General features: G+C 65.5%; 18 protein-coding genes. 6 read left to right on the forward strand and 12 right to left on the reverse strand.

Going from position 1 to position 25,188, the window contains the following annotated elements; genetic code table 11:
* Nucleotides 1-163 precede the first annotated feature (163 nt).
* Complete coding sequence (locus ABWL39_RS17965) at nt 164-724, forward strand: helix-turn-helix domain-containing protein (RefSeq protein WP_367794557.1); 561 nt, start codon at nt 164-166, stop codon at nt 722-724.
* A 631-nt stretch (nt 725-1,355) separates the two neighbouring features.
* Here ABWL39_RS17965 and glpD (ABWL39_RS17970) read toward each other — a convergent pair.
* The 10 genes from glpD (ABWL39_RS17970) to ABWL39_RS18015 form a co-directional block, all read right to left on the reverse strand.
* The gene (gene glpD / locus ABWL39_RS17970) at nt 1,356-2,882 is read right to left on the reverse strand and encodes a glycerol-3-phosphate dehydrogenase (protein WP_367794560.1); all 1,527 of its coding nucleotides are present in this window, start codon (nt 2,880-2,882) and stop codon (nt 1,356-1,358) included.
* 354 nt (nt 2,883-3,236) lie between these two features.
* Nucleotides 3,237-4,007: a triose-phosphate isomerase gene (gene tpiA, locus ABWL39_RS17975; protein WP_367794786.1), complete on the reverse strand. Its 771-nt coding sequence runs from the start codon at nt 4,005-4,007 to the stop codon at nt 3,237-3,239.
* A gap of 97 nt (nt 4,008-4,104) precedes the next feature.
* Nucleotides 4,105-5,826, reverse strand: a complete 1,722-nt coding sequence (locus ABWL39_RS17980; protein WP_367794789.1) for a carbohydrate ABC transporter substrate-binding protein — start codon at nt 5,824-5,826, stop codon at nt 4,105-4,107.
* Between the two features lie 160 nt (nt 5,827-5,986).
* Nucleotides 5,987-6,259, reverse strand: a complete 273-nt coding sequence (locus ABWL39_RS17985) for a DUF2160 domain-containing protein (RefSeq protein WP_367794563.1) — start codon at nt 6,257-6,259, stop codon at nt 5,987-5,989.
* A 27-nt stretch (nt 6,260-6,286) separates the two neighbouring features.
* Complete coding sequence (locus ABWL39_RS17990; protein WP_367794566.1) at nt 6,287-7,084, reverse strand: carbohydrate ABC transporter permease; 798 nt, start codon at nt 7,082-7,084, stop codon at nt 6,287-6,289.
* On the reverse strand, nt 7,081-7,965 hold the full coding sequence (locus tag ABWL39_RS17995) for a carbohydrate ABC transporter permease (protein ID WP_367794569.1): 885 nt from the start codon (nt 7,963-7,965) through the stop codon (nt 7,081-7,083). Before ABWL39_RS17995 ends, ABWL39_RS17990 begins: the two co-directional genes overlap by 4 nt.
* Nucleotides 7,966-7,977: 12 nt before the next feature.
* On the reverse strand, nt 7,978-9,048 hold the full coding sequence (locus ABWL39_RS18000; protein WP_367794572.1) for an ABC transporter ATP-binding protein: 1,071 nt from the start codon (nt 9,046-9,048) through the stop codon (nt 7,978-7,980).
* A complete protein-coding gene (locus ABWL39_RS18005; protein WP_367794575.1) occupies nt 9,030-10,178 on the reverse strand; it encodes an ABC transporter ATP-binding protein in 1,149 nt (382 codons plus the stop codon). The genes ABWL39_RS18000 and ABWL39_RS18005 overlap by 19 nt, the downstream gene beginning before the upstream one ends.
* An 18-nt stretch (nt 10,179-10,196) precedes the next feature.
* Nucleotides 10,197-11,741, reverse strand: coding sequence for a glycerol-3-phosphate dehydrogenase (gene glpD, locus ABWL39_RS18010; protein ID WP_367794578.1), 1,545 nt, complete (start codon nt 11,739-11,741; stop codon nt 10,197-10,199).
* Nucleotides 11,742-12,138: 397 nt separating this feature from the next.
* Nucleotides 12,139-12,900: a DeoR/GlpR family DNA-binding transcription regulator gene (locus tag ABWL39_RS18015; protein ID WP_367794581.1), complete on the reverse strand. Its 762-nt coding sequence runs from the start codon at nt 12,898-12,900 to the stop codon at nt 12,139-12,141.
* 216 nt (nt 12,901-13,116) lie between these two features.
* Here ABWL39_RS18015 and glpK point away from each other — a divergent pair, with 216 nt between their 5' ends.
* Nucleotides 13,117-14,601, forward strand: coding sequence for a glycerol kinase GlpK (gene glpK, locus ABWL39_RS18020; RefSeq protein ID WP_367794584.1), 1,485 nt, complete (start codon nt 13,117-13,119; stop codon nt 14,599-14,601).
* A gap of 49 nt (nt 14,602-14,650) precedes the next feature.
* On the opposite strand, the gene ABWL39_RS18025 is transcribed toward glpK, so the two are convergent.
* Nucleotides 14,651-15,088, reverse strand: coding sequence for a metalloregulator ArsR/SmtB family transcription factor (locus ABWL39_RS18025; protein WP_367794587.1), 438 nt, complete (start codon nt 15,086-15,088; stop codon nt 14,651-14,653).
* 261 nt (nt 15,089-15,349) lie between these two features.
* On the opposite strand from ABWL39_RS18025, the gene ABWL39_RS18030 reads away from it, so the two are divergent.
* Together ABWL39_RS18030 and ABWL39_RS18035 are read left to right on the forward strand one after the other, a co-directional pair.
* The gene (locus tag ABWL39_RS18030; RefSeq protein ID WP_367794590.1) at nt 15,350-18,526 is read left to right on the forward strand and encodes a BTAD domain-containing putative transcriptional regulator; all 3,177 of its coding nucleotides are present in this window, start codon (nt 15,350-15,352) and stop codon (nt 18,524-18,526) included.
* Between the two features lie 156 nt (nt 18,527-18,682).
* The gene (locus ABWL39_RS18035; protein WP_367794593.1) at nt 18,683-21,778 is read left to right on the forward strand and encodes a BTAD domain-containing putative transcriptional regulator; all 3,096 of its coding nucleotides are present in this window, start codon (nt 18,683-18,685) and stop codon (nt 21,776-21,778) included.
* Nucleotides 21,779-21,789: 11 nt separating this feature from the next.
* Here the strand turns inward: ABWL39_RS18035 and ABWL39_RS18040 are convergent, their stop codons facing one another.
* On the reverse strand, nt 21,790-22,746 hold the full coding sequence (locus ABWL39_RS18040; protein ID WP_367794596.1) for a GyrI-like domain-containing protein: 957 nt from the start codon (nt 22,744-22,746) through the stop codon (nt 21,790-21,792).
* Between the two features lie 395 nt (nt 22,747-23,141).
* Here ABWL39_RS18040 and ABWL39_RS18045 point away from each other — a divergent pair, with 395 nt between their 5' ends.
* Together ABWL39_RS18045 and ABWL39_RS18050 are read left to right on the forward strand one after the other, a co-directional pair.
* Nucleotides 23,142-24,173 (forward strand): Glu/Leu/Phe/Val dehydrogenase dimerization domain-containing protein, encoded by a 1,032-nt coding sequence (locus ABWL39_RS18045; protein WP_367794599.1) that lies wholly within the window; start codon nt 23,142-23,144, stop codon nt 24,171-24,173.
* Between the two features lie 146 nt (nt 24,174-24,319).
* Nucleotides 24,320-25,177 (forward strand): sterol desaturase family protein, encoded by an 858-nt coding sequence (locus tag ABWL39_RS18050; protein WP_367794602.1) that lies wholly within the window; start codon nt 24,320-24,322, stop codon nt 25,175-25,177.
* Nucleotides 25,178-25,188: the final 11 nt, after the last annotated feature.

The following is a 25,188-nucleotide window of genomic DNA, read 5'->3' on the forward strand; positions in this document are numbered from 1 at the left end:
CGTGAGTGCATATTAAACGTAAAAGTTAGTTATTGCAACGAAAACGGTGAACGTAAAGGTTATTTCCTTTACGCATTGACCCGCTTAAGTTGATTTAACCATGTGTATCAACACGTTATATTAACTATTACGTTGTTGTTCTCACTTTTTCTAGGCGTATGAGATGAGTGAAAGAAACCTTTACGGTGGCTTCCCTGAGCGAGTGGCCAAAGCAATTGACCTGATTGGTGGGCCTGCTGAAGTTATGAGAAAAACCGGGGTGACACTTACAACCCTTGCGCGCTGGAAGAAGGGTGAGGCCGATCCGTCGAGAATGAACCTTATAAAGATGGCGGAAGCGGCGGAGGTAAATATCGCCTGGCTGGCAACCGGGGAGGGGCCAATGCGTACTGAGAGTGTTGCCTCCGCAAACCACTCACCAGGCATTGCGGGCGGAGATCGGCAAGCGGATGAGGATAGGTCAAAGCAGGCTCCGGCCCAGGTCATTGATCTGGAGCAGCACCGGGAGGCCGTAGACGACCTGGACTATGTGCTGTTAACCAAGGTAGCCGATGCGTTTGACTACTTTTGGGAAGAGCGCGGCATGGAGCCACCGCCGGTAGAGATTGAGTCAGCCATGGTCGAGCACGTCTACAAACACTTTGCAGACAAGAAGAACGTGACCGTCGACGGCATCCTGGGCCATCTGCGGCGGCTGAAAAATATATTAATTAAATCCGCGTAATCGAATATTAGGCTGGGCTATCCTTCAGGGTTTGCTTGTGAAGGAGGCCTTGTGCGAAGCCGAGTAACCAAGTTCATGGTAGAGCGGCGGCGTTTTAACCGACGGGCAACAGATAGTGCGATATGCCTAGATGGCTTGTGGGTGCGCGGCCTGGATCAGGAAATAGCACGGAGAACATTGGCAGTTAACGATGACGCCTTCTATCCAGGTGGCCGCCTAGCCTTTCTTGCCGCCCAGATCATTCGATGTACAGTAAGTGTCAAAACCTGCGCAAAACAGATCATTTCCCGCTCAAAAAGTAGCAATTCTGTGCAAAACATAAAGGCTAGCCTGTTTAGCGCTAGCCTTTTGTTCCGTTTGGGGTTTTTCGCCTTTCTTGATCCTTTGTCACTATGCCAATTCGATCACCACCCCACACTGGCTGGCAAAGGGCTGCGGGCAAGAGGGCGCTGGCGGCCTTCTGCCCTCGGACGGGTGGTCTTTCACCGGCCGGCCTGCTGTGCAGTCCGACAGATAAGAACTCGACGGCTAAGCAGCCCGCAGGCGGGCTGCTTAGCTCGTCGGTTCAAAAAAAATGGGCGACCGGTTGAATGGTCGCCCCGAAGGATGGTTTTCAGAGATTGGGTAACAGCTAACTTGCAAGGCGTGCAGGCTTTTCCCCCTGCACATCGCCGAATCGAACAGCGAGCTGTTGGCGCTGTTCGGACGAGAAATGGAGACCGAGCTTGGTACGGCGCCACAGCACGTCATCCGCGCTGCGAGCCCATTCCTGCTCGATCAGGTAACTGACTTCACGTTCCGTCAGGCCGTGCCCGTAGTCCATGCCGAGATCGGCCATGGCCCTGGCGCCCTCAACAATGCGGTTGGCGCGGTCACCGTAGCAGCGAGCGAGCCGGGTCGCGACACGGACAGGCAGCCACGGGTTGCGTGCGACGAAACTGGCGAGGAATACCGAGAAATCGCCGATATCACCACCCGCCAGTGGTGCTGGCGTATCGGGCAGCTTGCGGTAGCGGTAGAACGGCGCCAGTTCGCGCATCGCGTGCAGTGCGAGCTGGCGATAGGTGGTGATCTTGCCACCGAATACCGACAGCACCGGCGCCTGGCCGCCATCGGCCTTGAGCGACAGCACATAGTCGCGCGTCACGGCAGACGGGTTGTCGGACGCATCGTCGAACAACGGCCGGACGCCCGAGTACTGCCAGACGATGTCCTTGGGCACGATCTGCGTCTTGAAGTATTCGGACACGATGCGGCACAGGTAGGCCGACTCGTCGGCATCGATCTCGACATGGGCCGGATCGGCCTCGTAAGGCACGTCGGTAGTGCCGATCAGCGAGAAATCCTGCTCGTAGGGGATCACGAACACGATGCGGCCGTCGTGATTCTGCAGGATATAGGCCTGCTCGCCCTCATAGAGCTTCCTGACCACGATGTGGCTACCCTTGACCAGGCGCACGCCCTTGCGCGTCTGCACGCCGAGGCGTTCCTTGAGCACATCTTCCACCCAGGGGCCGGCCGCATTGATCAGGCCACGTGCGCTGACGGTCTGCACATTGCCGGTCGCCAGATCGCGGATACGGGCACGCCAGACGTTGCCGGACCGTTCGGCGGCCTCGACACGGGTACGCGTCAGCACGCGGGCGCCATACGCCACTGCCTGCAGGGCGTTGGCTACCACGAGGCGGGCGTCGTCGACCCAGCAGTCGGAGTATTCGAAGCCTTTGACGAATTCGTTCTTGAGCGGCTGCCCTTGCGCCACGTGGCGCAGGCGCAGGCCCTTCGACGCGGGCAGCACCTTGCGACCACCCAGGTGGTCGTACAGGAACAGCCCGGCACGGATCATCCAGCCCGGACGCAGTGCTGCGTGGTGCGGCAGCACGAAGCGCATCGGCTTGATCAGATGAGGGGCCATCGCGAGCAGCACTTCACGCTCGGAGAGCGCCTCTCGCACGAGGCGGAATTCATAGTATTCGAGGTAGCGCAGGCCACCGTGGATCAGCTTGCTGGAACGGGACGAGGTGTGCGAGGCGAGGTCATCCTGCTCGCAGACGAGCACGGACAGGCCACGCTGCGCCGCTTCGTTGGCGATGCCGACACCGTTGATGCCGCCGCCAATCACCAGCAGGTCATACACGAGATTCGCTACCTCACCCATGATTGCAGTCCCTTGATTGATCCGATGCGAACACAAATTCGCGCCAACTTGCTCATGCAAAACGAGCAATTTCGAAAATATTAAAACTTATTTTCGAATCAATCAATATTTATTTTCGATTTTGTTCGATTTAAATCGAAGGCCATCACTCCCAATAACATTGGGCCTGCTTTCCACCATAGACCAAAAGCCGCACCGATGGTTGCGCCGTCCCGCGTCGGCTTGGCCTAAAAAGAAACGGCCCGTCCGGCAGCGCAAGGCAACCAGCGGGCCGTCAACGCCTCGCGGCAGGGACAGGCGGATCGCCACGCGGCCAACGCAAGCTCGTTGCCGCGAGGCAAAATCAGGTACGCATCAGGCCGGGAGCGAGCGCCCCTCGCGCCGGGTGCAAAACCGTTGGCAGATCGCGGTGAATTCGTCGCCGCGCAGCGAGGCGCCACCGACCAGCAGGCCGTCGAGTCCGGCCAGTGCGGCGAAGTCGCCACAATTGGCAGCGCTGACGCTGCCGCCATAGAGCAGCCGAACACTGGCACCGGCCTCGCCGAACATGGCGCGCAGGGCGGTGATGACGTCGCCGACCATGGCCGGCGTGGCCGCCTGCCCTTGCCCGATCGCCCAGACGGGTTCGTAGGCGATGCTGAGGCGTGTCAGAGCCGTGCTGTCGAGCAGCGCCAGGGCACCATGTAGTTGCGCCTGCAGCACGGCATGGGTACTGCCGGCCTGGCGCTGCGCGAGCGTCTCGCCGATGCACAGGATCGGCTTGATGTCGAGACGGATGGCCTGCGCCAGCTTGCGGGCGATGCAGGCGTCGTCTTCCGATGCTTCGCGGCGGCGCTCGGAGTGCCCCACGATCACGTAGCCGCAGCCGAATTCGGCCAGCATCGACGCAGCCACTTCGCCGGTATGGGCGCCCTCCTCCCATTCGGCAACGTTCTGCGCGCCCCAGGCAACCGCCGAGCCGCCCAGGACGGCCTGGGCAAGTTCAAGGTAGGGATAGGGCACACACACGGCGACTTCGCCCTGCGCGGGGCTCAGCGGCTTGAGCGCATCGAGCAGCGCACGGGCACGCGCACGGTCGCCATGCATTTTCCAATTGCCCGCGATCAGCGGGATGCGTTGTGTCATCACGATTGCTTCCTGAAACCTCATGTCGCTCGCCCCACGCTGACGCCGGGCGAGCAAGATGAAGTCTCCGGCCGGTTGCCCGGCCGGTCGACTATGATCAACGCACCTTGCCGGCCTTCCAGGCTTTCAGCAGCTGGTCGTAAGGTACGGTTTCACCCTTGGGCTTCTCGTTGGCGAGCTTGGGCCACGGGGCGGTTCCCTTGGCCATCCACTGCGCCGGATCGGTCTCGGGGTTGAGCTTGGGCGCGCAGTTCTTCATGCCGGCGCGTTCCAGGCGGGCCATCACGCCATCCATTTCCTTGGCCAGGTTGTCCATCGCGGCCTGCGGGGTCTTCTCGCCGGTGACGGCGGTGGCGACGTTCTTCCACCACAGCTGCGCCAGCTTCGGATAGTCGGGCACGTTGGTCCCGGTCGGCGTCCAGGCCACGCGGGCCGGGCTGCGGTAGAACTCGACCAGGCCACCGAGCTTCGGCGCCATCTCGGTCATCGCCTTGCTCTGGATGTCCGACTCGCGGATGAAGGTCAGACCCTCGACGCTCTTCTTCAGCGACACGGTCTTCGAGGTCACGAACTGGGCGTAGAGCCAGGCGGCCAGGCGGCGATCGGGCGGAGTGGACTTGAAGAAGGTCCATGAGCCCACATCCTGGTAGCCGTTCTGCATGCCGTCCTTCCAGTACGGGCCGTGCGGGCCTGGGGCCATGCGCCACTTAGGCGTGCCATCGGCATTCACCACCGGCAGGCCGGGCTTGGTCAGCGACTTGGTGAAGGCGGTGTACCAGAAGATCTGCTGCGCGATATTGCCCTGCCCCGGCACCGGGCCGGCCTCGGAGAAGGTCATGCCCATGGCCTGCGGCGGTGCGTAGGCTTTCATCCAGTCGATGTACTTGGTCAGCGCATACACGGCGGCCGGGCTGTTGGCGCCGCCGCCGCGCGATACCGAGGCGCCCACCGGCGTGCACTTGTCGGCCGCGACGCGGATACCCCATTCATCGACCGGCAGGCCGTTCGGGTTGCCCTTGTCGGCCTCGCCCGCCATCGACAGCCAGGCATCGGTAAAGCGCCAGCCCAGCGACGGGTCTTTCTTGCCGTAGTCCATGTGGCCGAAGACCTTGGTGCCGTCGATGGTCTTCACGTCGTTGGTGAAGAAGTTGGCGATGTCTTCATAGGCCGACCAGTTGACCGGCACGCCGAGTTCGTAGCCGTATTTTTCCTTGAACTTCTTCTGTAGCTCGGGCTTGGCGAACCAGTCGGCGCGGAACCAGTACAGGTTGGCGAACTGCTGGTCGGGCAACTGGTAGAGCTTGCCGTCCGGCGCCGTGGTGAACTTGGTGCCGATGAAATCCTTGAGGTCGAGGCCGGGGTTGGTGAATTCCTTGGCTTCGCCAGACATGAAGTCGGTCAGCGAGATGACCTGACCGTAACGATAGTGGGTGCCGATCAGGTCGGAGTCGGAGATCCAGCCGTCGTAGATGTTCTTGCCCGACTGCATCTGGGTCTGCAGTTTCTCGACGACGTCACCCTCCTGGATGATGTCGTGCTTGACCTTGATGCCGGTGATTTCCTCGAATGCCTTGGCCAGTGTCTTCGACTCGTAGACATGGGTGTCGATGGTCTCGGACACCACGTTGACCTCGTTGATGCCCTTGGCCTTCAACTTGGCGGCCGCATCGATAAACCACTTCATCTCGGCCAGCTGCTTGTCCTTCGACAGCGTGCTGGGCTGGAACTCATTGCTCACCCATTTTTCCGCCTCGGGCACGCCCGCCATCGCGGACTGTGCGGCCAGGGCAGCAGCTACCGCCAACACCAGTTTCTTCATCACGGTTGTCTCCTTGCTTCTTGTTGGAATCGCCTTCTGCACTTGCCTGATTCATGCCCGCGGCCGAAGGCGCGAAACCGGGGGAGGGACCAGCTAGGGTTATAGTTCATAACAATTAGCAATACAGAATTTACTGATTTCCTGTATCGCCACGCTGGGGCTAGCCCCAGCGCATGACGATCAATAGCACCACGAAGGAAATGCCGGCGCCGATCCACTGTGCCGCGTCGGTCACGCCGGCCCAGGCCAGATTGACGTAGGCCGCGCCGAGCAGGCCGAGAAACAGCCGGTCGCCGCGCGTCGTGACCATCGGCAGGAAACCACGCCGCGCCACGGTCGGGCTGACGACCTCCCAGATGGTCATGCCGATCAGCATCAGCACCACGCAGATGAAGAACACCTCCACGACGGGGGTCCAGGCCATCCATTCCATATTCTTGCTCCTCGATCGAATAGCGGCTCACACGCGGCCCATCGCGAAGCCCTTCGCGATGTAGTTGCGCACGAACCAGATCACCATTGCGCCGGGCACGATGGTCAGTATGCCCGCGGCGGCCAGCACGCCCCAGTCCATGCCGGCAGCACTCACGGTTCGCGTCATCACGGCGGCGATGGGCTTGGCGTCGACCGACGTCAGCGTGCGCGCCAGCAGCAGCTCGACCCAGCTGAACATGAAACAGAAAAAGGCCGTCACCCCGATCCCCGCGCGGATCAGCGGGATGAAGATGCGCACGAAGAAGCGTGGAAAGCTGTAGCCATCGATATAGGCCGTCTCGTCGATCTCGCGCGGGATGCCGGACATGAAGCCTTCGAGAATCCACACCGCCAGCGGCACGTTGAACAACATGTGCGCGAGCGCCACGGCAATGTGCTTGTCGAACAGGCCGATGCTCGAATACAGCTGGAAGAACGGCAGCAGGAACACCGCCGGCGGCGACATGCGGTTGGTCAGCAGCCAGAAGAACAGGTGCTTGTCACCGAGAAAGGTGTAGCGCGAGAAGGCATAGGCAGCCGGTAGCGCTACCGATACCGACAGCACCGTGTTGATGCCGACATAGATCAGCGAGTTGATGTAGCCCGAGTACCACGACGCATCGGTCAGGATCAGGTGGAAATTGTCGAAGGTGACATGGCTGGGCCACAGGCTGAAACCACCGAGGATCTCCTCGTTCGATTTCAGCGACATGGTCAGCATCCAGTAGATCGGCAACAGCGCCAGGATCAGGTAGAGCGCGAGGCCTATGCTGCGCTTTTTCATTGCGACACCTCCTGTTGTTGGGCCTGGCCGGCGTTCTGGATCAGGTTGTAGAACACGAAGCACAAGAGCAGGATGATCAGGAAGTACACCAGCGAGAAGGCAGCCGCCGGGCCCAGGTCGAACTGGCCGACCGCCTTCTGCGCCAGGTACTGCGACAGGAAGGTGGTGGCGTTGCCAGGCCCGCCGCCGGTCAGCACGAAGGGCTCGGTGTAGATCATGAAGCTATCCATGAAGCGCAGCAGCAGGCCGATCAGCAGCACGCCACGCATCTTGGGCAGCTGGATGAAGCGGAACACCGCGAGCCGCGAGGCGCCGTCGATCTTGGCGGCCTGGTAATAGGCCTCGGGGATGGCGCGCAGGCCGGCATAGCAGAGCAGCGCGACGAGCGGCGTCCAGTGCCAGACATCCATGATCAGCACGGTCAACCAGGCATCGGACGAATGGCCGGTGTAGTTGTAGTCGATGCCGAGCCGGGTCAGCAGCACACCGGCCAGGCCGATGTCGGTACGCCCGAAAATCTGCCAGATCGTGCCGACCACGTTCCATGGGATCAACAGTGGCATCGCCAGCAGCACGAGGCTCAGCGACGCGCGCCAGCCGGCGGCCGGCAGGGCCAGCGCGAGCAGGATGCCGAGCGGGATCTCGAGCAGCAGCACCGCGCCCGAGAACACGATCTGCCGGTACAGCGCGCCATGCAGCTCGGGATCGCGCATCACCGCCTTGAACCATTCGGTGCCGACGAACACCTTCTGTTCCGGGCTCAGGATGTCCTGCACCGAATAGTTGACCACCGTCATCAGCGGAATCACCGCCGAAAATGCCACGCACAGGATCACCGGCAGGATCAGGAACCAGGCCTTGTTGTTGAGTGTCTTGTTCATTCGATCTCTCCCCTAGGCCACACGCGGGCCGTCGGCATAGAACATCATGCGTTCGGGCGCCAGGCTGAGCCTGACCTTGTCCTGCTCGACGCGATCATGCTCGCCCAACTTGGCGCACAGCCGGTGCCCCGCTACCTGCGCGGTCAGCAGCTTGTAGGTGCCCAGGTCTTCGAGCTTGATCACGTCGGCGAGCAGGGCCGCCTCGTCTGTGCCGGCATGGCGCACGAATTCGGGCCGCACGCCGAGCGTGATCGGCTTGCCGGCGGCGCGCAGCTTGGCCAGGCGCTCGGCATCGAGCGGCAGCGCCTGGCCGCCGAGCTGGATGCCGTCCGCACTGGTTTCGCACGGCAGCAGGTTCATGCCGGGGCTGCCGATGAAATGGCCGACGAAGGTGTGGGCCGGCGTCTCGAACAGCTCCTGCGGCGTGCCGCTCTGCACCACCTGGCCCTCGTACATCAGCACCACCTGGTCGGCAAAGGTCAGCGCCTCGACCTGATCGTGGGTCACGTAGATCAGCGACAGCTTCAGCTGCTGGTGAATGCGCTTGAGCTGGCGGCGCAGCAGCCATTTGACGTGCGGGTCGATCACCGTGAGCGGCTCGTCGAACAGCACGGCGGCCACGTCCTTGCGCACCAGCCCGCGGCCGAGCGAGATGCGCTGCTTGTCTTCCGCCGACAGGCCGGCCGCGCGGCGCTGCAGCTCGTGGGTCAGGTCGAGTATCTCGGCGATCTCCTGCACCCGGCTCCTGACCTCGCTTTCGGCGACCTTGCGGTTGCGCAGCGGAAAGGCCAGGTTGTCGAATACGGTCATCGTGTCGTAGATCACCGGGAACTGGAACACCTGCGCGATATTGCGCTTCTCGGTCGGCAGCCGGGTTACATCGCGGCCGTCGAACAGTACCGTGCCCTCGCTCGGGATCAGCAGGCCGGAGATGATGTTGAGCAGCGTTGTCTTGCCGCAGCCCGAGGGGCCGAGCAGCGCATAGGCGCCGCCATCCTGCCAGACCAGACTCTGCGGCTGCAGCGAATAGCTGCCGTTACCGCTGTAGCGATGACCGAGATTGATCAGTTCGATGCGTGCCATGCGGCCTCCTGGGCGGATGCGGTTGCCGCGAGCGCAGCCGGACGCTGGCGCTCGGGGGAACACAAGAGCTGGCCCGAAGGTTCGAATGCGAACACCTCGGCCGGATCAATGAACAGCGGCACGCGCGAGCCGGGCTCCAGCAGCTGCACGCCGGACAGCTGGGCAACCAGGGTGAAGTCGCCATGGTGGGCGTGCAGATAGGTATCCGAGCCGCTGATTTCGGCCAGGTCCACCTCGCAGTGCACCACACAGTCGCGTGGTGAATTGGGCCGCAGCCTGACGTGGCAGGGGCGCACGCCGAGCGTCAGCGGGCCAGGCCTGAGCGATGCCAGATGCGCGTCGAGCGGGATGCGCACATCCTCGCCGAACCAGGCCTCACGGGTCGCGACATCGACGCCGGCGGCCAGCAGGTTCATCGGCGGATCGCTGAACACCTGCGCCACCCGCACCGAGGCGGGCTTGTGGAACACGTCGAGTGTCGGGCCGAACTGCAGCAGCCTGCCCTCGTCCATCACCACCGTGTGGCCACCCAGCAGCAGCGCCTCCTGCGGCTCGGTGGTGGCGTAGACCACGGTGGTCTCGCTGCTGGCGAACAGGTCCTTGAGGTCGGCACGCAGCTCTTCACGCAGCTTGTAGTCGAGGTTGACCAGGGGTTCGTCCAGCAGTAGCAGCGGAGCGCGCTTCACCAGTGCCCGCGCCATCGCCGTACGCTGTTGCTGGCCGCCGGACAGGGCGCCCGGCAGGCGATCGAGCAGGTGGGCGATGTGCAGCCTCTCGGCCACCGCCGTGACACGCGCCTTGATCTCGCCGTCGCCGAGCTTGCCCTGCAGCCGCAGCGGCGAGGCGATATTCTCGAACACGCTGAACGATGGATAGTTGACGAACTGCTGGTACACCATCGCCAGGTTGCGCTTGCGCACCGACCAACCGGTCACGTCCACGCCGCTATCCAGCACGCGCCCGCTGCTGACCGCCTCCAGCCCCGCCATCAGCCGCATCAGCGTGGTCTTGCCGGCACGGGTGGGGCCGAGCAGCACATTGATTTGTCCCGGCGCCAGATCGAGATTGAGCGGATAGATGTGGGTTTCCACCCCCACCCGCTTGCTGACGCCACTCAGTTTCAACTGCATGTGTGTCTCCTTGGCTGTTCAGGCACCCAGGCGGGCCGCCATCAACGCGCCGTTATTCTCTTGCGTCGCACTTGCAAAATAGGCCTTGAGCCAACGCGTCAGGACGGCTTCACCGTCCGCCGGCACGGCCAGCCCGAGCTTGGAGCGGCGCCACAGGATGTCCTGCGCGCTACGCGCCCATTCCTCTTGAATAAGATAGTCCACTTCGGCCCGATACAGCCCTGGCAATATCTCCTCGCCGAGATCGTCGAGATGGCGCGCGCCGGCCAGGAAGTGCGCCATGCGCGTGCCGTAGGAGCGCGCATAACGCTCGGCCAGCCGAACCGGCAGCCAGGGGTGCAAGGTCTTGATCAGTTTCAGGAAGGACTGAAAGTCCGCAGCCGGCATATCGCCGCCGGGCAGCGGCGCGGTGGCGGTCCACGGTGCGGCATCGTTGCCCAGCAGGGGCTGCAGCCGCGCCACAGCCTCTTCGGCCAGCTTGCGGAAGGTGGTGATCTTGCCGCCGAACACCGACAGCAGCGGCGCGCCGCATTCGTCGAGCTCGAGCGAGTAGTCGCGCGTGACGCTGGCTGCGTTGCTGGCTTCGTCGTCGAGCAGCGGGCGCACGCCGGAGTAGTGCCACACCACGTCGCCCGGTTTCACCTGCTTATGGAAATAGCGGCTCGCCATCTCGCACAGGTAGTCGATTTCGTCCTGCCCCGCACGCACCTGCGCCGGGTCGCCCTGATATTCGACATCGGTCGTGCCGATCAGCGTGAAATCCTGCTCGTACGGAATCGCGAAGATGATGCGCTTGTCGGGGTTCTGGAAGAGATAGGCATAGTGGTGGGCGAACAGCCTGGGCACCACGATATGGCTGCCCTTGACCAGCCGGATGCGGTGTTGCGAGCCGATGCCCGCCACCTGGTCAACGAATTCCGCCACCCACGGGCCAGCGGCGTTGACCAGCGCCCGCGCGCTGACACGGCGCCGCGTCCCGTTCTCGGCCTGCAGCACGACATGCCATAGCGCGCCGTCGCGTGTCGCTTCGATGCAGCGGGTACGGGTGACGATCTCGGCGCCATGCTCGCGCGCATCCATCGCGCACAGCACCACCAGCCGCGCATCCTGCACCCAGCCGTCGGAATAGATAAAGCCCTTGTCGTAACCGGACTTGAGCGGCGCGCCGGCCGGGTGATGGCGCAGATCGACACCGCGCGAGCCGGGCAGGATTTCGCGCCGCGCCAGATGATCATAAAGGAACAGGCCGGCACGGATCAGCATTGCCGGGCGCATGCTGCGGTCGTGCGGCATGACGAAGCGCAGCGGCCACATGATGTGCGGCGCCGAGCGCAGCAGCACCTCGCGCTCCTGCAGCGCCTTGCGCACCAGGCCGAACTCGTAATACTCGAGATAGCGCAGGCCACCGTGTATCAGTTTGGTGCTGGCCGAAGAGGTGTGCCTGGCCAGGTCATCCTGCTCGCACAGCAGCACGGACAAACCCCGCCCGGCCGCATCGCGTGCGATGCCGACACCGTTGATGCCACCACCCACGACAAGAACGTCGTAAACCTGTTGTTGCACGCCCGTCTCCTCCAGTTGTGCATGACAGCTGCGCCGTGGCGAGTCGACATTGCCCGCGTCGGATCGGCGACTTGATGGAGAGCACTATAGGCGTGAATTTTCGCTTTTTACAATTTTTTTTCGTATTGTTACTTTAACTTGCGCAACGCAACATTTTGGCAAAAACAGGCCAAGTCGCGCTGAATCAGGGAAAACCGCGGGAATCCACAAGTAAATATAATTTGGATGCTGCAGATGCAACATGGCGGAAAGTAGCGTTACTACACCACTTTGGGAGGCAAACAACACGACGAGATTCGGAAAGGAACCGGCATGAATCGCCATTCAGCCGGTGTTCGAGCGCTCGCTCGTCAGACAATCGTACTGAAGTTACCGGGCCTGAGCGGCCCGCGGCGAATCATTCTGATGCAACGAACAATTTGGTGCCAGCCGCTTCCATCTGCTGGATCAAGGCGTCATCGGGACGCTCGTCGGTGAACAGCGCCGATACCTGCCCGATATGGCCGAGCTTGACCATCGCGTTGCGGCCGAACTTGCCGTGGTCGGCCACCAGATAGATCTGGCGCGAATGCTCGATGATCGCCTGGGCAACACGCACCTCGCGGTAGTCGAAGTCGAGCAGCGTGCCGTCGTTGTCGATGCCCGAGATGCCGATCACGGCGAAATCGACCTTGAACTGGCGGATGAAATCGATCGTCGCCTCGCCGATGATGCCACCGTCGCGCGGCCGCACGACGCCGCCGGCGATGATCACCTCGAAGTCCTGGCGCCCGCCGAAGATCGAGGCGATGTTGAGGTTGTTGGTGATGATGCGCAGGCCGCGGTGGTCGAGCAGCGCGCGGGCGACCGTCTCCACCGTGGTGCCAATGTTCATGAACAGGCTCGCGTTGTCGGGAATATGCTGGGCGACCAGCGTGGCGATGCGTTCCTTTTCACCCTGGTTCCACACCTGGCGCGCCGAGTAATCCTCGTTCTGCACGCTGGATCCGAGCCCCGCCCCGCCGTGGAAGCGCTTCAGCACATTGGATTCGGCCAGCATGTTGATGTCGCGACGGATCGTCTGAGGCGTGACATCGAGCTCCTTGGCCAAGGCCTCGATCGACATGAACCCCTGCTGTTTGACCAACTGCACGATGCGCTCATGACGCGGCTGTCGCATGCTGCTCCTCCTGATTTATGTATGGGTGCGATGTGTCGTTGCATTAGGATTGTACTGATTGACGTGCACAATACAAATCAGGGCGCGGCCTCGCATGGTTTCGGAAAGATAAGCCAGCGTGCGGCATGAACAAATACCTGACAACATCCGCGCACAATACGCAAAATATGCCACAATAATGCGCGACTTTTTTCGATATAGAACACGGAGGAGACCATGTCGGACCTGCTGTTAGCCATCGACCAAGGCACGACCAGTAGCCGCGCCATCGTATTCGACCGCGCCGGCCAGGCCGTGAGCCGGGCACAGGAAGAGCTGACCCAGCATTTCCCGAGCGAGGGCTGGGTCGAGCACGACCCCGAGGAGATCTGGGCCGACACGCTCGCCGTGTGCCGCGCGGCGCTCTCGCAACACGGCGTAACGCCGGCGCGCATCGCCGCCATCGGCATCACCAATCAGCGCGAGACCACGATCGTCTGGGACCGCGCCACCGGCAAGCCCATCCACCACGCCATCGTATGGCAGGACCGCCGCACCGCCCCCTTCTGCCAGGCGCATCACTCGAAGGAGCGCGAGACCTGGCTTGCCGGCAAGACCGGCCTGCTGCTCGACCCATATTTCTCGGCCACCAAGATCCGCTGGCTGCTCGACAATGTCGCCGGTGCGCGTGAACGCGCCGAGCGCGGCGAGTTGGCCTTCGGCACCGTTGACAGCTTCCTGCTGTGGCGTCTGACCGGCGGCCGCGTGCATGCCACCGACGCGACCAATGCCGCGCGCACGCTGCTCTTCAATATCCATACCCAGCAATGGGACGAGGAGCTGCTCGACTTCTTCGGCGTGCCCAGATCGCTGCTGCCCGATGTGCGCGACTGCGCGGCCGATTTTGGCCATACCGACGAGGCGCTGTTCGGCACCCGCATCCCGATCCGCGGCATGGCTGGCGACCAGCAGGCCGCCACGGTCGGCCAGGCCTGCTTCGAGCCGGGCATGATCAAGAGCACTTATGGCACAGGCTGCTTCATGGTGCTGAACACCGGCGACAAGGCCGTCGCATCGCAGAACCGGCTGTTGACCACGGTGGCCTACCGCCTCAACGGCAAGCCCACCTATGCGCTCGAAGGCAGCATCTTCATCGCCGGCGCCGCCGTGCAGTGGCTGCGCGACGCGCTGAAACTGGTCAAGCACGCGGGGGAGACCGAGGAACTGGCGCGGCAGGTGCAGACCACCGGCGGCGTCTACCTCGTGCCGGCCTTCACCGGCCTCGGCGCGCCCTACTGGGACCCGCTCGCGCGCGGCGCCATCGTCGGCCTGACGCGCGATTCGGGCATCGCCCACATCGTGCGTGCTGCGCTCGAATCTGTGTGCTACCAGACGCGCGACCTGCTCGAGGCGATGCACGCCGACGGCGTGTCGCCGACGTCGCTGCGTGTCGATGGCGGCATGGTCGTCAACGAGCTGGTCATGCAGTTTCTTGCCGACATCCTCGCGGTGCCGGTGGAGCGCCCCAAGGTCACCGAGACCACGGCGCTCGGCGCGGCCTACCTGGCCGGGCTTGGCATTGGCATGTACCAGTCGCTCGACGAGTTGACGCACATGTGGCAGCTCGACCGTGCCTTCGCGCCGGAAGCCGAGGAGTCGCGCCGCGAAGCGCTGTACCGCGGCTGGCTCGACGCGGTGTCTCGCACCCGCAGCCGCAGCTGAGCCGCCGACTCACGCTGGCCGCGCCTGCTGGCGCGGCTGACCGGGCGACTCAGCGCGAGGTGGCCCGCCCAGGCTCACCCGGGGCCACCACCGACAGCGCCGGCACGCCGGGCTCGACCATCGACAAACGCTCCGGCCGGCGCAGCACGCGGCTCTCCGGGCGATCGGCCATCGCGCTCAGGCGGATCATGTCGCTGTTGAGGCGCGTGGACAGCTCACTGCTCTGCACCATGACCTGCAGCAGATGGAAGGCCCAGGCCGGCAGCTGTGGCTGCAACCGGTAATATTTCCACACGCGATCGCGCCGGACCTGGGTGATGCGCGCATCGCGCAGCTTGGCCAGGTGGCGGGAGGTCTTGGGCTGGCTGCAGTCAATGGCGTGGGCGATCTCGGCGACCGACAGCTCCTCTTCCGCCAGCAATAGGGCAAGAATGCGACGGCGGGTGGCATCGGCCAATACATCGAAAAAATCGTTGGAACTGAGCATGGTGGACTCCTTGCGTCATGGAAGGGGTGTTTGTCCGGCCACTTTGCCCGCCCAGGACTAACGAATCACTTACGGATTCGCAAATTCGTCAGCTGCCGGCACCCTTTTCTACATATGAATGCACTCTTTTCGTGCATTCGCATGCAGACGTATCAATTTTGCAGCGGCAGCCATCTCAGTACGATGTCATTCGATCAGCCTATGCAACATAATGTGCCACAAGCTCTAAAATGGAGCAGACACAACCATCCGGCTCTCAGCGTGTCCCCTGCAGAACATCATTCCTCATCCGAAACGGCGTTACCCAAGTTCCGCCCGCCCCGGCTCTACAACCCGCTGGACCGCCAGCGGCTGTACGCGCACCTCGATGCCACGGCCACGGCACCGGTAACCTGGATCTCGGGCCCGGGCGGCAGCGGCAAGACCACGCTGGCAGCCACCTATTTCACGGCGCGCGGGCTGACGGCCTGCTGGTACCGGCTCGACTGCACCGATCTCGACCCGGCCAGCTTCCTCACCCTGCTGAGGCAGGCGTTCACCAGCTGGTTCCCCGCCGACGAGCGAAGCCTGCCGCTGTTCTCGGCGGAACAGCTGATGCACCCCGAGCGCTATCTATCCGCCCTGTGCCAGGCCGCGCTGCCGCTGCTGCCGGCCCGCGCCAGCCTGGTGTTTGACGATTTTCACGAAGCGGAGACCGGCAGCCTGGCCGACCGCCTGCTGCGCGACGCCCCGTGCTGGCTGCCGCCGGGCTGCCGCATCATCGTGCTGAGCCGCGACGTGCCGCCGGCCAGCCTGCATGCCGCGCTCGGCGACGGCCTGGCGCAGATCACCTACCCGGCGCTGCGCCTCACCAGCGAAGAGAGCGATACGCTCGCCACCAGTTACGGCATAGCCGACCAGGCCAGCGCCCACCAGCTGCTGACGCATACCGACGGCTGGCTGGCCGGCTTCGTGCTGCTGGCCCATACCCCCGCGCCGCGGCTGGCGGCGGACGAAGCGCTGCAGCCGAGCCAGGCGGTGTTCGACTACTTCGCAGACCAGTTGCTCGATCGCCTGCCGCAGGCGCTCAGGGCCCAGCTGCAGGCGCTGTCGCTGGCCGAGTACATCACGCCGGCACTGCTCAGCCGGCTCACCGACGCGTCGGACCTGCCGCTGCAGCTCGACGCCTGGGCAAAGCGCGACCACTTTGTCAGCCAGCTCGGCAACGGCTACCTGTTGCACCCACTGCTGCGCCAGTCCTTGCAGCAGGAATTCAGCCAATGGCCAGCCGACGCCCGCCAGGCACAAACCCGGCGCATGGGCGCGCTGCTGGCCGAGACCGGCCAGCCGGAACTCGCCTTGCAGCTGCTGCTGGCCGGCGAGGCCCACACCCAGGCCGCCGCCATGCTGCACAGGCTGGCGCCGACGCTGTTCGAACAGGGGCGCTGGCCGCTGCTGGCGCAATACATCGGGCAGCTCCCGCCCGAGCGGGTGGCAAGCCACCCCTGGCTCGCCTACTGGCGCGCGATCACCGGCTATATGTTCGGCCCCGGCTTTGCGCGCGAAGCCATGCGGCCGGTCGTCGCCGAGTTCGCCGCAGGCGCGGACTGCATCGGCGAGACCGCGGCTCAGGCCGAGGTGGTGGCGAGCTATGTCTACGAATGGGAAAACAGCGTCGACAGCGAAGCCGACAGCGAGCGCCTGCTGGCGCTGCTTCACGAGCACTGGGCGCATCTGCCGGTCGAGGTGGCGGCGCGCGCCAGCGCCTGCGCCATCGACCTGCTGTTCAACCGCGACCTCAACCACCCGGCGCTGCCGTTGCTGGTAGCGCGCTGTCAGCCGCTGCTGGCATCGACACTGGCCCCGCGCCTGCGGGTACAGCTCGGCTGCGCGCTGGCCTACTACTGGGGCTGGCAGGGCCTGGCCGCGCCGTATCGCGAGGTATGCGACAGTGTGCGCGACATCGTCGCCACGACCGCGCTGCCGCCGTTCGAGAGCATCTGGTGGCAGATGGTACAGCTGTTCCACGCGCGCCTTACCCCCGGTTTCGACGGCCGCCAGGCCCACGAAGAGGCCCGCGCACTGATCGCGCGGCATGGCCTGGGCTTCCTGTCGCTGCCGCTCGCCACGGCGGCGCTGCACCTGTACACCCTGCCGCGCTGGCAAGCCGGCCTGCCCAGCCTGCTCGACGAGCTGGCCAGTCACTGCGACTCGTCCCGCCTGCTCGACATGCTGATACTCGACTGCATGCGCGGCTGGCATGCCCTCACACTCGACAAGGTCGAGCTGGCGGCAGGCCGGCTCGCGCAGGCCGAGGCCCGCCAGGCCGGCTGCCGCATCGCCATCAGCAACTGGCTCGCCAGCGAGCTCACGCTGCAGCTGGCGGCAGCCACCGGCGACCGCGCCCATGCCCGGCGCATCGTTGCCGCTGCGGCGGCACGCCCAGGCCATCGGGCCAACCCGTGGCTGGCCATGGCCGAAGACTGGCTGCTGGCATTGACCGACTGGCAGGCCGGCGACCACGCCGCGGCGCTGGCACGCCTGCGGCCGGCGATGGCCGTCGCGGCGCGCGAGAACTACCCACCGCCGCCACTCAGCCAACCCCGCCAGTTGGCACGCCTGTGCGCGATCTGCCTGGAACACGACATCGAGCCCGACTATGTGCGCCGGCTGATTCACGACGCGGCGATCGCCCCGCCCGACCCCGATACCGCAGCCTGGCCCTGGCCGGTGAAGATCGTCACGCTCGGCCGCTTCGCGCTGCAACTCGAAGGCAAACCGCCACGCCGCGGCAAGCCCGCCGCCAAGTCGCTCGAACTGCTGCAGGCCCTGCTGGCGACCGGCGGCCGGGGTGTGCACGTGCAGCATCTGGTGGACCACCTGTGGCCAGAGGCGGAGGGCGATGCCGGGGTCAAGGCCTTCCACACCACGCTGCACCGCCTGCGCAACCTGCTGCAGGACGAAACGGCGCTACAGCTCGAAGACAACAAGCTCACGCTGAACCGCGAGCGCTGCTGGGTCGATGCCTGGGCCTTCGAACGCAGCACCGACCGGCTGTTGGCCCCTGCCGGCGCCGTGCCGGCCGCGATGGTACTGCCGGGCTATCCGGGCGACTTCCTGCCGGAGCAGCGCGACAAGCCGTGGAGCGTGGCCTTGCGCGACCGCCTGCGCAGCCGCTACCTACAGGCCGCGATCGGTCTCGGCGAGGCCTGCCTGGCTCAGCAGCGGCCCGAGCAGGCCGCCATCGCCTTTGCCCGCGCGCTCGACGGCGACAGCCTGTCCGAGCACGCCTACCTGGGACTGATCCGCGCGCAGCTGGCGCAGGGCCAGCGCGAGGCTGCGCTCGACGCTTACCGGCAGTGCCGCCAGCAGCTCTCGGTGCAATTGGGCATCACCCCGGGCGAGGAGATCCAGGCGCTGTACCAGCAGCTGCTCGATACCTTACCGCACGCCGAGTGATGCCGACGGGCAGCGGCGAGCGCCTGCCCGACACCTCGCCATACCGCTGTAATCCGCGCCAGGCTTGAAACTGGGTGGGCAAACGCGAGCGAGTTTGCATACAATGAAGCAGGCGCCGCCCGGCGCCAGACCTCCCGCCAACCTGGCCTGCCCATCGTGGACCATCCCGCAACGCTCGATACCCCCTTGCCCGCCAAGCTCAGCCCGCCGCATCTGTACCATGCGGTGGAACGCCCGCGCCTGCGCGGCGAGCTCGACCGCTATGCCGGCCGGCCGCTGACCTGGGTGCAGGGGCCGGAAGGCTGCGGCAAGACCACGCTGGTCGCGAGCTATGCCGAGGGCCGGCCGGCCTTCTGGTTTCGGGTCGACCGCAGCGACGGCAGCAGCGACGGGCTCGCCGACAATCTGCAGCGCGCGGCGCACCACTGGGTCGGTGCTGCCGCCACGCATCTCGCCGCCTGGCGCACCGCCGCGCCGGCGGCACGTTTCCGTCTGCTGGCGCGCGCCTTGTTCGCGCTGCTGCCCGCCGGCGCCCTGCTGGTCTTCGACGAAGCGCAGGAGGCCCACGGCGAGCACGCGCTCGAACAGCTGTTGCGCGATGGCATCGACGAGCTGCCCGAATCCTGCCGCATCATCGTCATCAGCCGCGATGCGCCACCGCCGATGCTGTCGCGCCTGCTGGCCAACCAGGGGCTGGGGGTGCTCGCCTACGATCGCCTGATGCTCGTGCAGCAGGAAAGCCAGGCCCTGCTCGCCAGCCGCGGCATCGTCGACGCGGCGCTCGCAGCGCGGCTGCACGAGCAATCGGGCGGCTGGCTCGCCGGCCTGATGTTGCTCGTCGAACAGCAGCAACGGCCAGGGCTGCCAGCCGCTGGGCTGTTCGCACCCATGCTCGATGAGCTCGATGCCGTCGGGCGGGCCGACCTCATGCGGTTGGCCCTGCTGCCCGAGATCGACCCCGCGCTGCTGCCACAGTGGGGGATGGCCCCCCGGCTCGCCGCGCAGCTGGCCGACTGGGCCCGGCGCCAGCAATTCGTGTCGCGCCTGGCGGGCGACGCGCCGCGCTACCTGCTGCACCCGATGCTGCGCACCTATCTGTTGCAGCAGGCCAGCGCCGAGACACAAGCCTTTCGCGAGCAGGCCGTGCCCGCCCTGTACGCAACCGGCCACGCCGAAACCGCCCTCCGTCTGCTTGCCGACGGTGAATGCTGGGATGCGGCCGCACGCCTGCTGTGCGAGCTGGCACCCGGCTGGCACGCCGAGCCGGCACGCCATCCGCTGCTGCGTCTGGCGCTGTCGCAGCTCCCCGAGGACGTGCTGCAGCGCTTTCCGTGGCTGCTGCTGTGGCGCGCCTTGTCACTCCCGCCGGCACAGCACGGCCAGGTCCCCGCCATGCTCGACGCGGCCTTCCAGGCATTTGCCGGGCAGCATGATCGCAACGGCCAACTGGCCTGCATGAGCGAGCGCCTGGCATGGCAGCTAGCCGACGCCCGGTTCGATGGCGGATTCGATCAGGGGCTGGCCTGGCTGGTCGCGGCGCTCGATGCCACGGATCAGGCCGAGCCTGCGCTGCAGGGCCGAGCCCATGCCGTGCTGCTGCATGCCCTGCTGTACCACCAGCCCGGGCACACCTCAGTAGCCGTAGCCGCGCTGGCCGACCGTTGCACGCAGCTGCTGCGGCGCGATTTGCCGCCACGCATCCGGCTTGGCCTGGCCACCGCCCTTGCCCATTACATCGGCTGGCATGGCGGCCGCGAGCGCTATGCGCCGCTGCTGCGTACCGTCGCCATGCTACTCGGGCAGCACCCGCTGCCCGCAGGCGAGAAGGCGCTGTGGCTGGCCATGCGCCTGTTCGTCGAGGGTGGCGACAGCGCTGCGCCGCTCAAGGCCCTGCTGCGCGCGCTGCGCGGCACCCTCCATGAGATACCGTCGGCCGAGCGCTCCGCCTCGCTGTTCGCGCCGGCCTGCCTCGGGCTGGCCCGCCCGGCCACGCGCGGGTGCTGCCGTGGCGTGCTGCGCGCGATCCAGCGCCATGCGGCGCCGAGGCAGGCGGCAAGCGAGGCACTGGGCGAGCTCGTGGCAGGCTGGCTCGATAACCGCGTGCCGGCGGCCTCGGCCCTGGCCGGGCAGCTCGCGCTGTGGCATGCCTACCTGCACATGCAGCAACTAGCGGAGCACGCCCCGCTCGACGCCGTACTCGCGCATCGCGACGCCTGCGAGCGGCGATGGCGCATCGGCGAGCAGGCCGGCCTGGCCTTCTGCTTCGGCCTGGCGGAATGCTACGCAAGGCAACGCGCCAGCCAGCCCATCGACACCCTGCTGCGCGCACTGCTGGCACAGGGGCTGGCGCTGGGCCTGCCGCCACCGCCGCTGGCCCGGCCGCAGCAACTGGCAACGCTCTGCGCAATCGCGCTCGAGGCCGGCATCGAGCCCGACTACTGCTGCGACATGATCGCGCGCGGCGGCCTGTGCCCACCGGCCGATGCCCCGGAGAGCTGGCCGTGGCCGGTACGCATCTACACCCTCGGCCGCTTCGATCTGGTGCTCGACGGCACGCCGCTGCACAAGCGCGGCAAGGCGCCGAGCAAGGCGCTCGAACTGCTGAAGACGCTGGTGGCGCTCGGCGGGCAGCAGGTATCGAGCGAACGGCTGACCCAGCTGCTGTGGCCCGACGCCTCGCCGACACAGGCCCAGGCAGCCTTCGGCATGGCGCTGCACCGGTTGCGCAAACTGATGCCGGTCGACGCCGCGCTACGCCTGGACGACACGCGCCTGTCGCTGAACCCGGATTACTGCTGGGTGGATGCCGCCCAGCTGGAACGCAGCATCGACCGCCTGCTGGCCGATATCCACGAGTACCCGCCGAGCGCCGAATGGCTGGTCGAGCTGGGCCGCTACCGGGCACCGTTCCTGAGCCTCGATGGTGCTTTCCACTGGGCCGCGGAGCGGCGCGACCGCCTGCACGCCAAATTCCTCAGCATGATCGAAAAGCTGGCCCAGGCCTTCATCGAGCGCCAGGCCTGGCCACACGCGGCCGCCACCTACTGCCTCGGGCTGGCGCGCGACCCCGGCGCGGAGCGCTGCTACCGCGGCCTGATGAACTGCCACCTGGCGCAAGGCCAGGCCGCCGACGCACTGACAGTATTCCGCCGCTGCCGTGAACTGCTCGCCACGCGCGGCCGGCAGCCTTCGGCAGAGACCGAGAGCCTCTACCGCCAGGCGCTGCAGAGCCGGCCCGCGCGCCCCGGCTGAAGCGACATCGCCTACATCGGCTTGATCGGGATACAAAGCTCGCAGCGCAGCTGGCGTGGCACGGTGCCCGACGCCGCATTCGGCCCGTAGCGTTCGAAGCACGGCCGGGCGTCGCATTGCAGGCCGCTGGCGGGCAGCCAGTCACGGAACAGCTCGGCCCAGGCATCGGCCATCTGCGCGCCCGATCCCGCGAACGACGCCACCGCATGGCGCCCGCCGGGGATCACCATCACCGACGCCTTGCCGCTCGGAACATAGTCGTCGGCGACCTCGACGCATGCATCGTAGCGGCACTTGTCCGGCGGCGTGATGCTCGGGTTGTCGAGGCCGACGCCATAGTAGGTGCGGTTTTCCAGACCATTCGAAATCATCCACGGGTCGAATTCATTGACCCAGAAATGGCCGATGCCGATGCCGTACGGGCCGGTGTAGCGCAGATAGGCCACCCGTACCGGCGGCAGGTCGATGATTTTCACGTCCATGATGGTTTCCGTTTGCTGTGGATAGGCGTCGCCATCATCCGCGAAAGCCGCGCCGCCGGCCTGATCGTGCTTGCTCAGCACCTGATCGGGATTGCGTTCCGGCAGCCGGCGCCGCGTGCCGATCGCCGCGAAATAGCTGGCGCGCCGAGCTGCCTCGCCAGCACGCCAAGCCGTCGGGGTAGCGCCGAAATGGCTCTTGAAGGCGCGCGCAAAGGCCTCGCCAGAGCCAAAACCCACCGTCAGCGCGATCGTCGTCACTGCCAGCCGGGGCTGCATCACCAGCTGCAGCGCGCCCCACTCGAGCCGGCGGCGGCGCAGGTAGTCACCGAGCGTCTCGCCCGTCCAGGCCGCGAACAGCCGGTGGAAATGGTAGGCGGAAAAATGTGCGACCCCGGCCAACGTCGCCAGGTCGAGCGGCTGGTCGAGATGGCGGTCGATATGATCGAGTACGGCATTCATCCGCCGCGCGTATTCGATGTCGTGCATGGGTGATCGTCTTTGCATCGTCAATGGGCATCCGCGGGTAGCTGGCCGATTGTAGTGGCGTCCGGCCCGGCCTGACAGCGCCGGGGCGGGCCCGGCAGCGCTGCCGGGCCGGGCATGCCGGTGCTTGGCGGGGTGCGCCCTTCATCGTATGATCAGCCTGCAGCGCGACACAATCGCGCCTGCAACGAGCGACCGGGGCGCCAGGCCCGGGTCGCCAACACCCAAAAACACGATTTTTGAGGACACCATCGCATGACCGCAAGCCCTGCTACCGTTTTCCGGTACTAGCGGCCGGTTTCACCGGCTGCGCGTCTCCCCGTCATTCCCGCAGGCTGTGCCCGGCATGGGCAAGCCCGTCACGCAGCCGATCGCGATGGCCCCGACAGGAGCCTGAGTTGAACGTCTTTACCCATATCGATTTTGACGGCCACGAACAAGTGGTGTTCGCCCACGATGCGAAAACCGGCCTCAAGGCCATCATCGCCGTCCACAATACCGCGCTGGGCCCGGCCATGGGCGGCTGCCGCATGTGGCCCTACGCGAGCGAGGCCGACGCGCTGACCGATGTGCTGCGCCTGTCACGCGGCATGACCTACAAGAACGCCATGGCCGGCCTGCCCATCGGCGGCGGCAAGAGCGTGGTGATCGGCAGCAGCAGGACAGACAAGTCGCCCGAGCTGATGCAGGCGCTGGGCGAGGCAATCGAGCGCCTGGGCGGCCGCTACATCACTGCCGAAGACGTGGGCACCTCGCCCGCCGACATGCGCGCCGTCAGCACCAGCACCCGCCACGTGCTCGGCACCTCGGCCGAGACCGGCGACCCGTCACCGTTCACCGCGCTCGGCTGCTTCGTCGGCGCGCGCGCGGCGATCCGCCACGGCCTTGGCCGCGACAGCTTCGACGGCCTGCGCGTGGCGCTGCAGGGGCTAGGCCATGTCGGCTGGCATTATGCCAAGCACCTGCACGAGGCCGGCGCCAAGCTGGTGGTCACCGACATCGACGAGGCCGCGATGGAACGCGCGCGGCGCGAACTCGGCGCCGAGGTGGTGGCGCCCGAGGCGATCTACGATGTCGAGGCCGACATCTACGCCCCCTGCGCGCTCGGCGCCACAGTCAACGCGGAGACGCTGACGCGCCTCAAGTGCAAGATCATCGCCGGCGCGGCCAACAACCAGCTGGCGCGCCCCGAGATCGGCGAGCTGCTGCGCGACAAGGGCATGCTCTACGCACCCGATTTCGTCATCAATGCGGGCGGCATCATCAAGGTGTGTTACGACTATCTCGGCAAACCGCTGGCCGAGGTCGACAGCCACGTGCGCCGCATCGAAGACACGCTGGACGAGGTCTTCCAGCGCGCCCGCCGTGATGGCCAGGCGACCAGCGCCGTGGCCGAGCACATCGCCGAAGCCCGCTTCAAGCGGCGTTGAGCCAAACGGACGAGGCAGCCGCCTCGTCCGCCTCTCCCGTGGCATTCCGAATTCGCGCCAGCGTGCTGTCGCGATCGCGCATCGACACGCTCGCAGCCGCGATCTAGCATGCGGGGCAGAACGAAAACACGAGGAGAAACAACATCATGCAATTCGACCCCGGCCTGCTCCTGCTGTCGCTCGCGCCGATCTTCGTGCTCACCGTGGCATGGGAAGCCTGGTACTGGCACGGCAAGCGCCCAATGTACAGCTGGCGCGACACGCTCTCCAACGCCAGCCTGGCGCTCATGCACCAGGGCGCCGACGCGCTCGTGCTATGGCTGTTCGTCAAGACCGTCTACACCTGGTGCTACCAGCATGGGCTCAAGGCCATTCCCGATGCGTGGTGGAGTGTGCCGCTGCTGTTCCTGCTACAGGATTTCCTCTATTACTGGTTCCACCGCGCCAGCCACCGCATCCGCTGGATGTGGGCATCGCACGTGGTACACCACTCGTCCGAGCGCCTGAATTTCTCGACCGCCTTCCGCCAGAGCCTCACCTACCCGATCTCGGGCATGTGGGTGTTCTGGATCCCGCTCGCCTGGATCGGTTTCACGCCGGACTGGGTGATCCTGTGCGTCGGCCTGTCGCTCGCCTACCAGTTCTTCGTGCATACCCAGGCGGTCGGCAAGCTGGGCTGGGTCGAAAAACTCTTCAACACACCCTCGCACCATCGCGTGCATCACGCCAGAAATCCGCAATACATCGACCGCAACTACGCCGGCATCCTGATCATCTGGGACAAGCTGTTCGGCAGCTTCGTCGAGGAAACCGAGGCGCCCGTCTACGGCATCGTGCGCCAGATCGACAGCCACAACCCACTGCGCCTGACCTTCCACGAATGGGGCGACATGCTGCGCGACACCGTGCACGACCGCGATCCGCGCCATCTGTGGATGCCGCCGGAATGGCGGGAGAGTCCGACACCGGGCCCGCAAGCCCGTTCCGGCGCGGCCTCTGGCTAGGCTACGACGGC

Source organism: Chitinivorax sp. PXF-14 (assembly GCF_040812015.1).
Lineage (GTDB): Bacteria > Pseudomonadota > Gammaproteobacteria > Burkholderiales > SCOH01 > JBFNXJ01.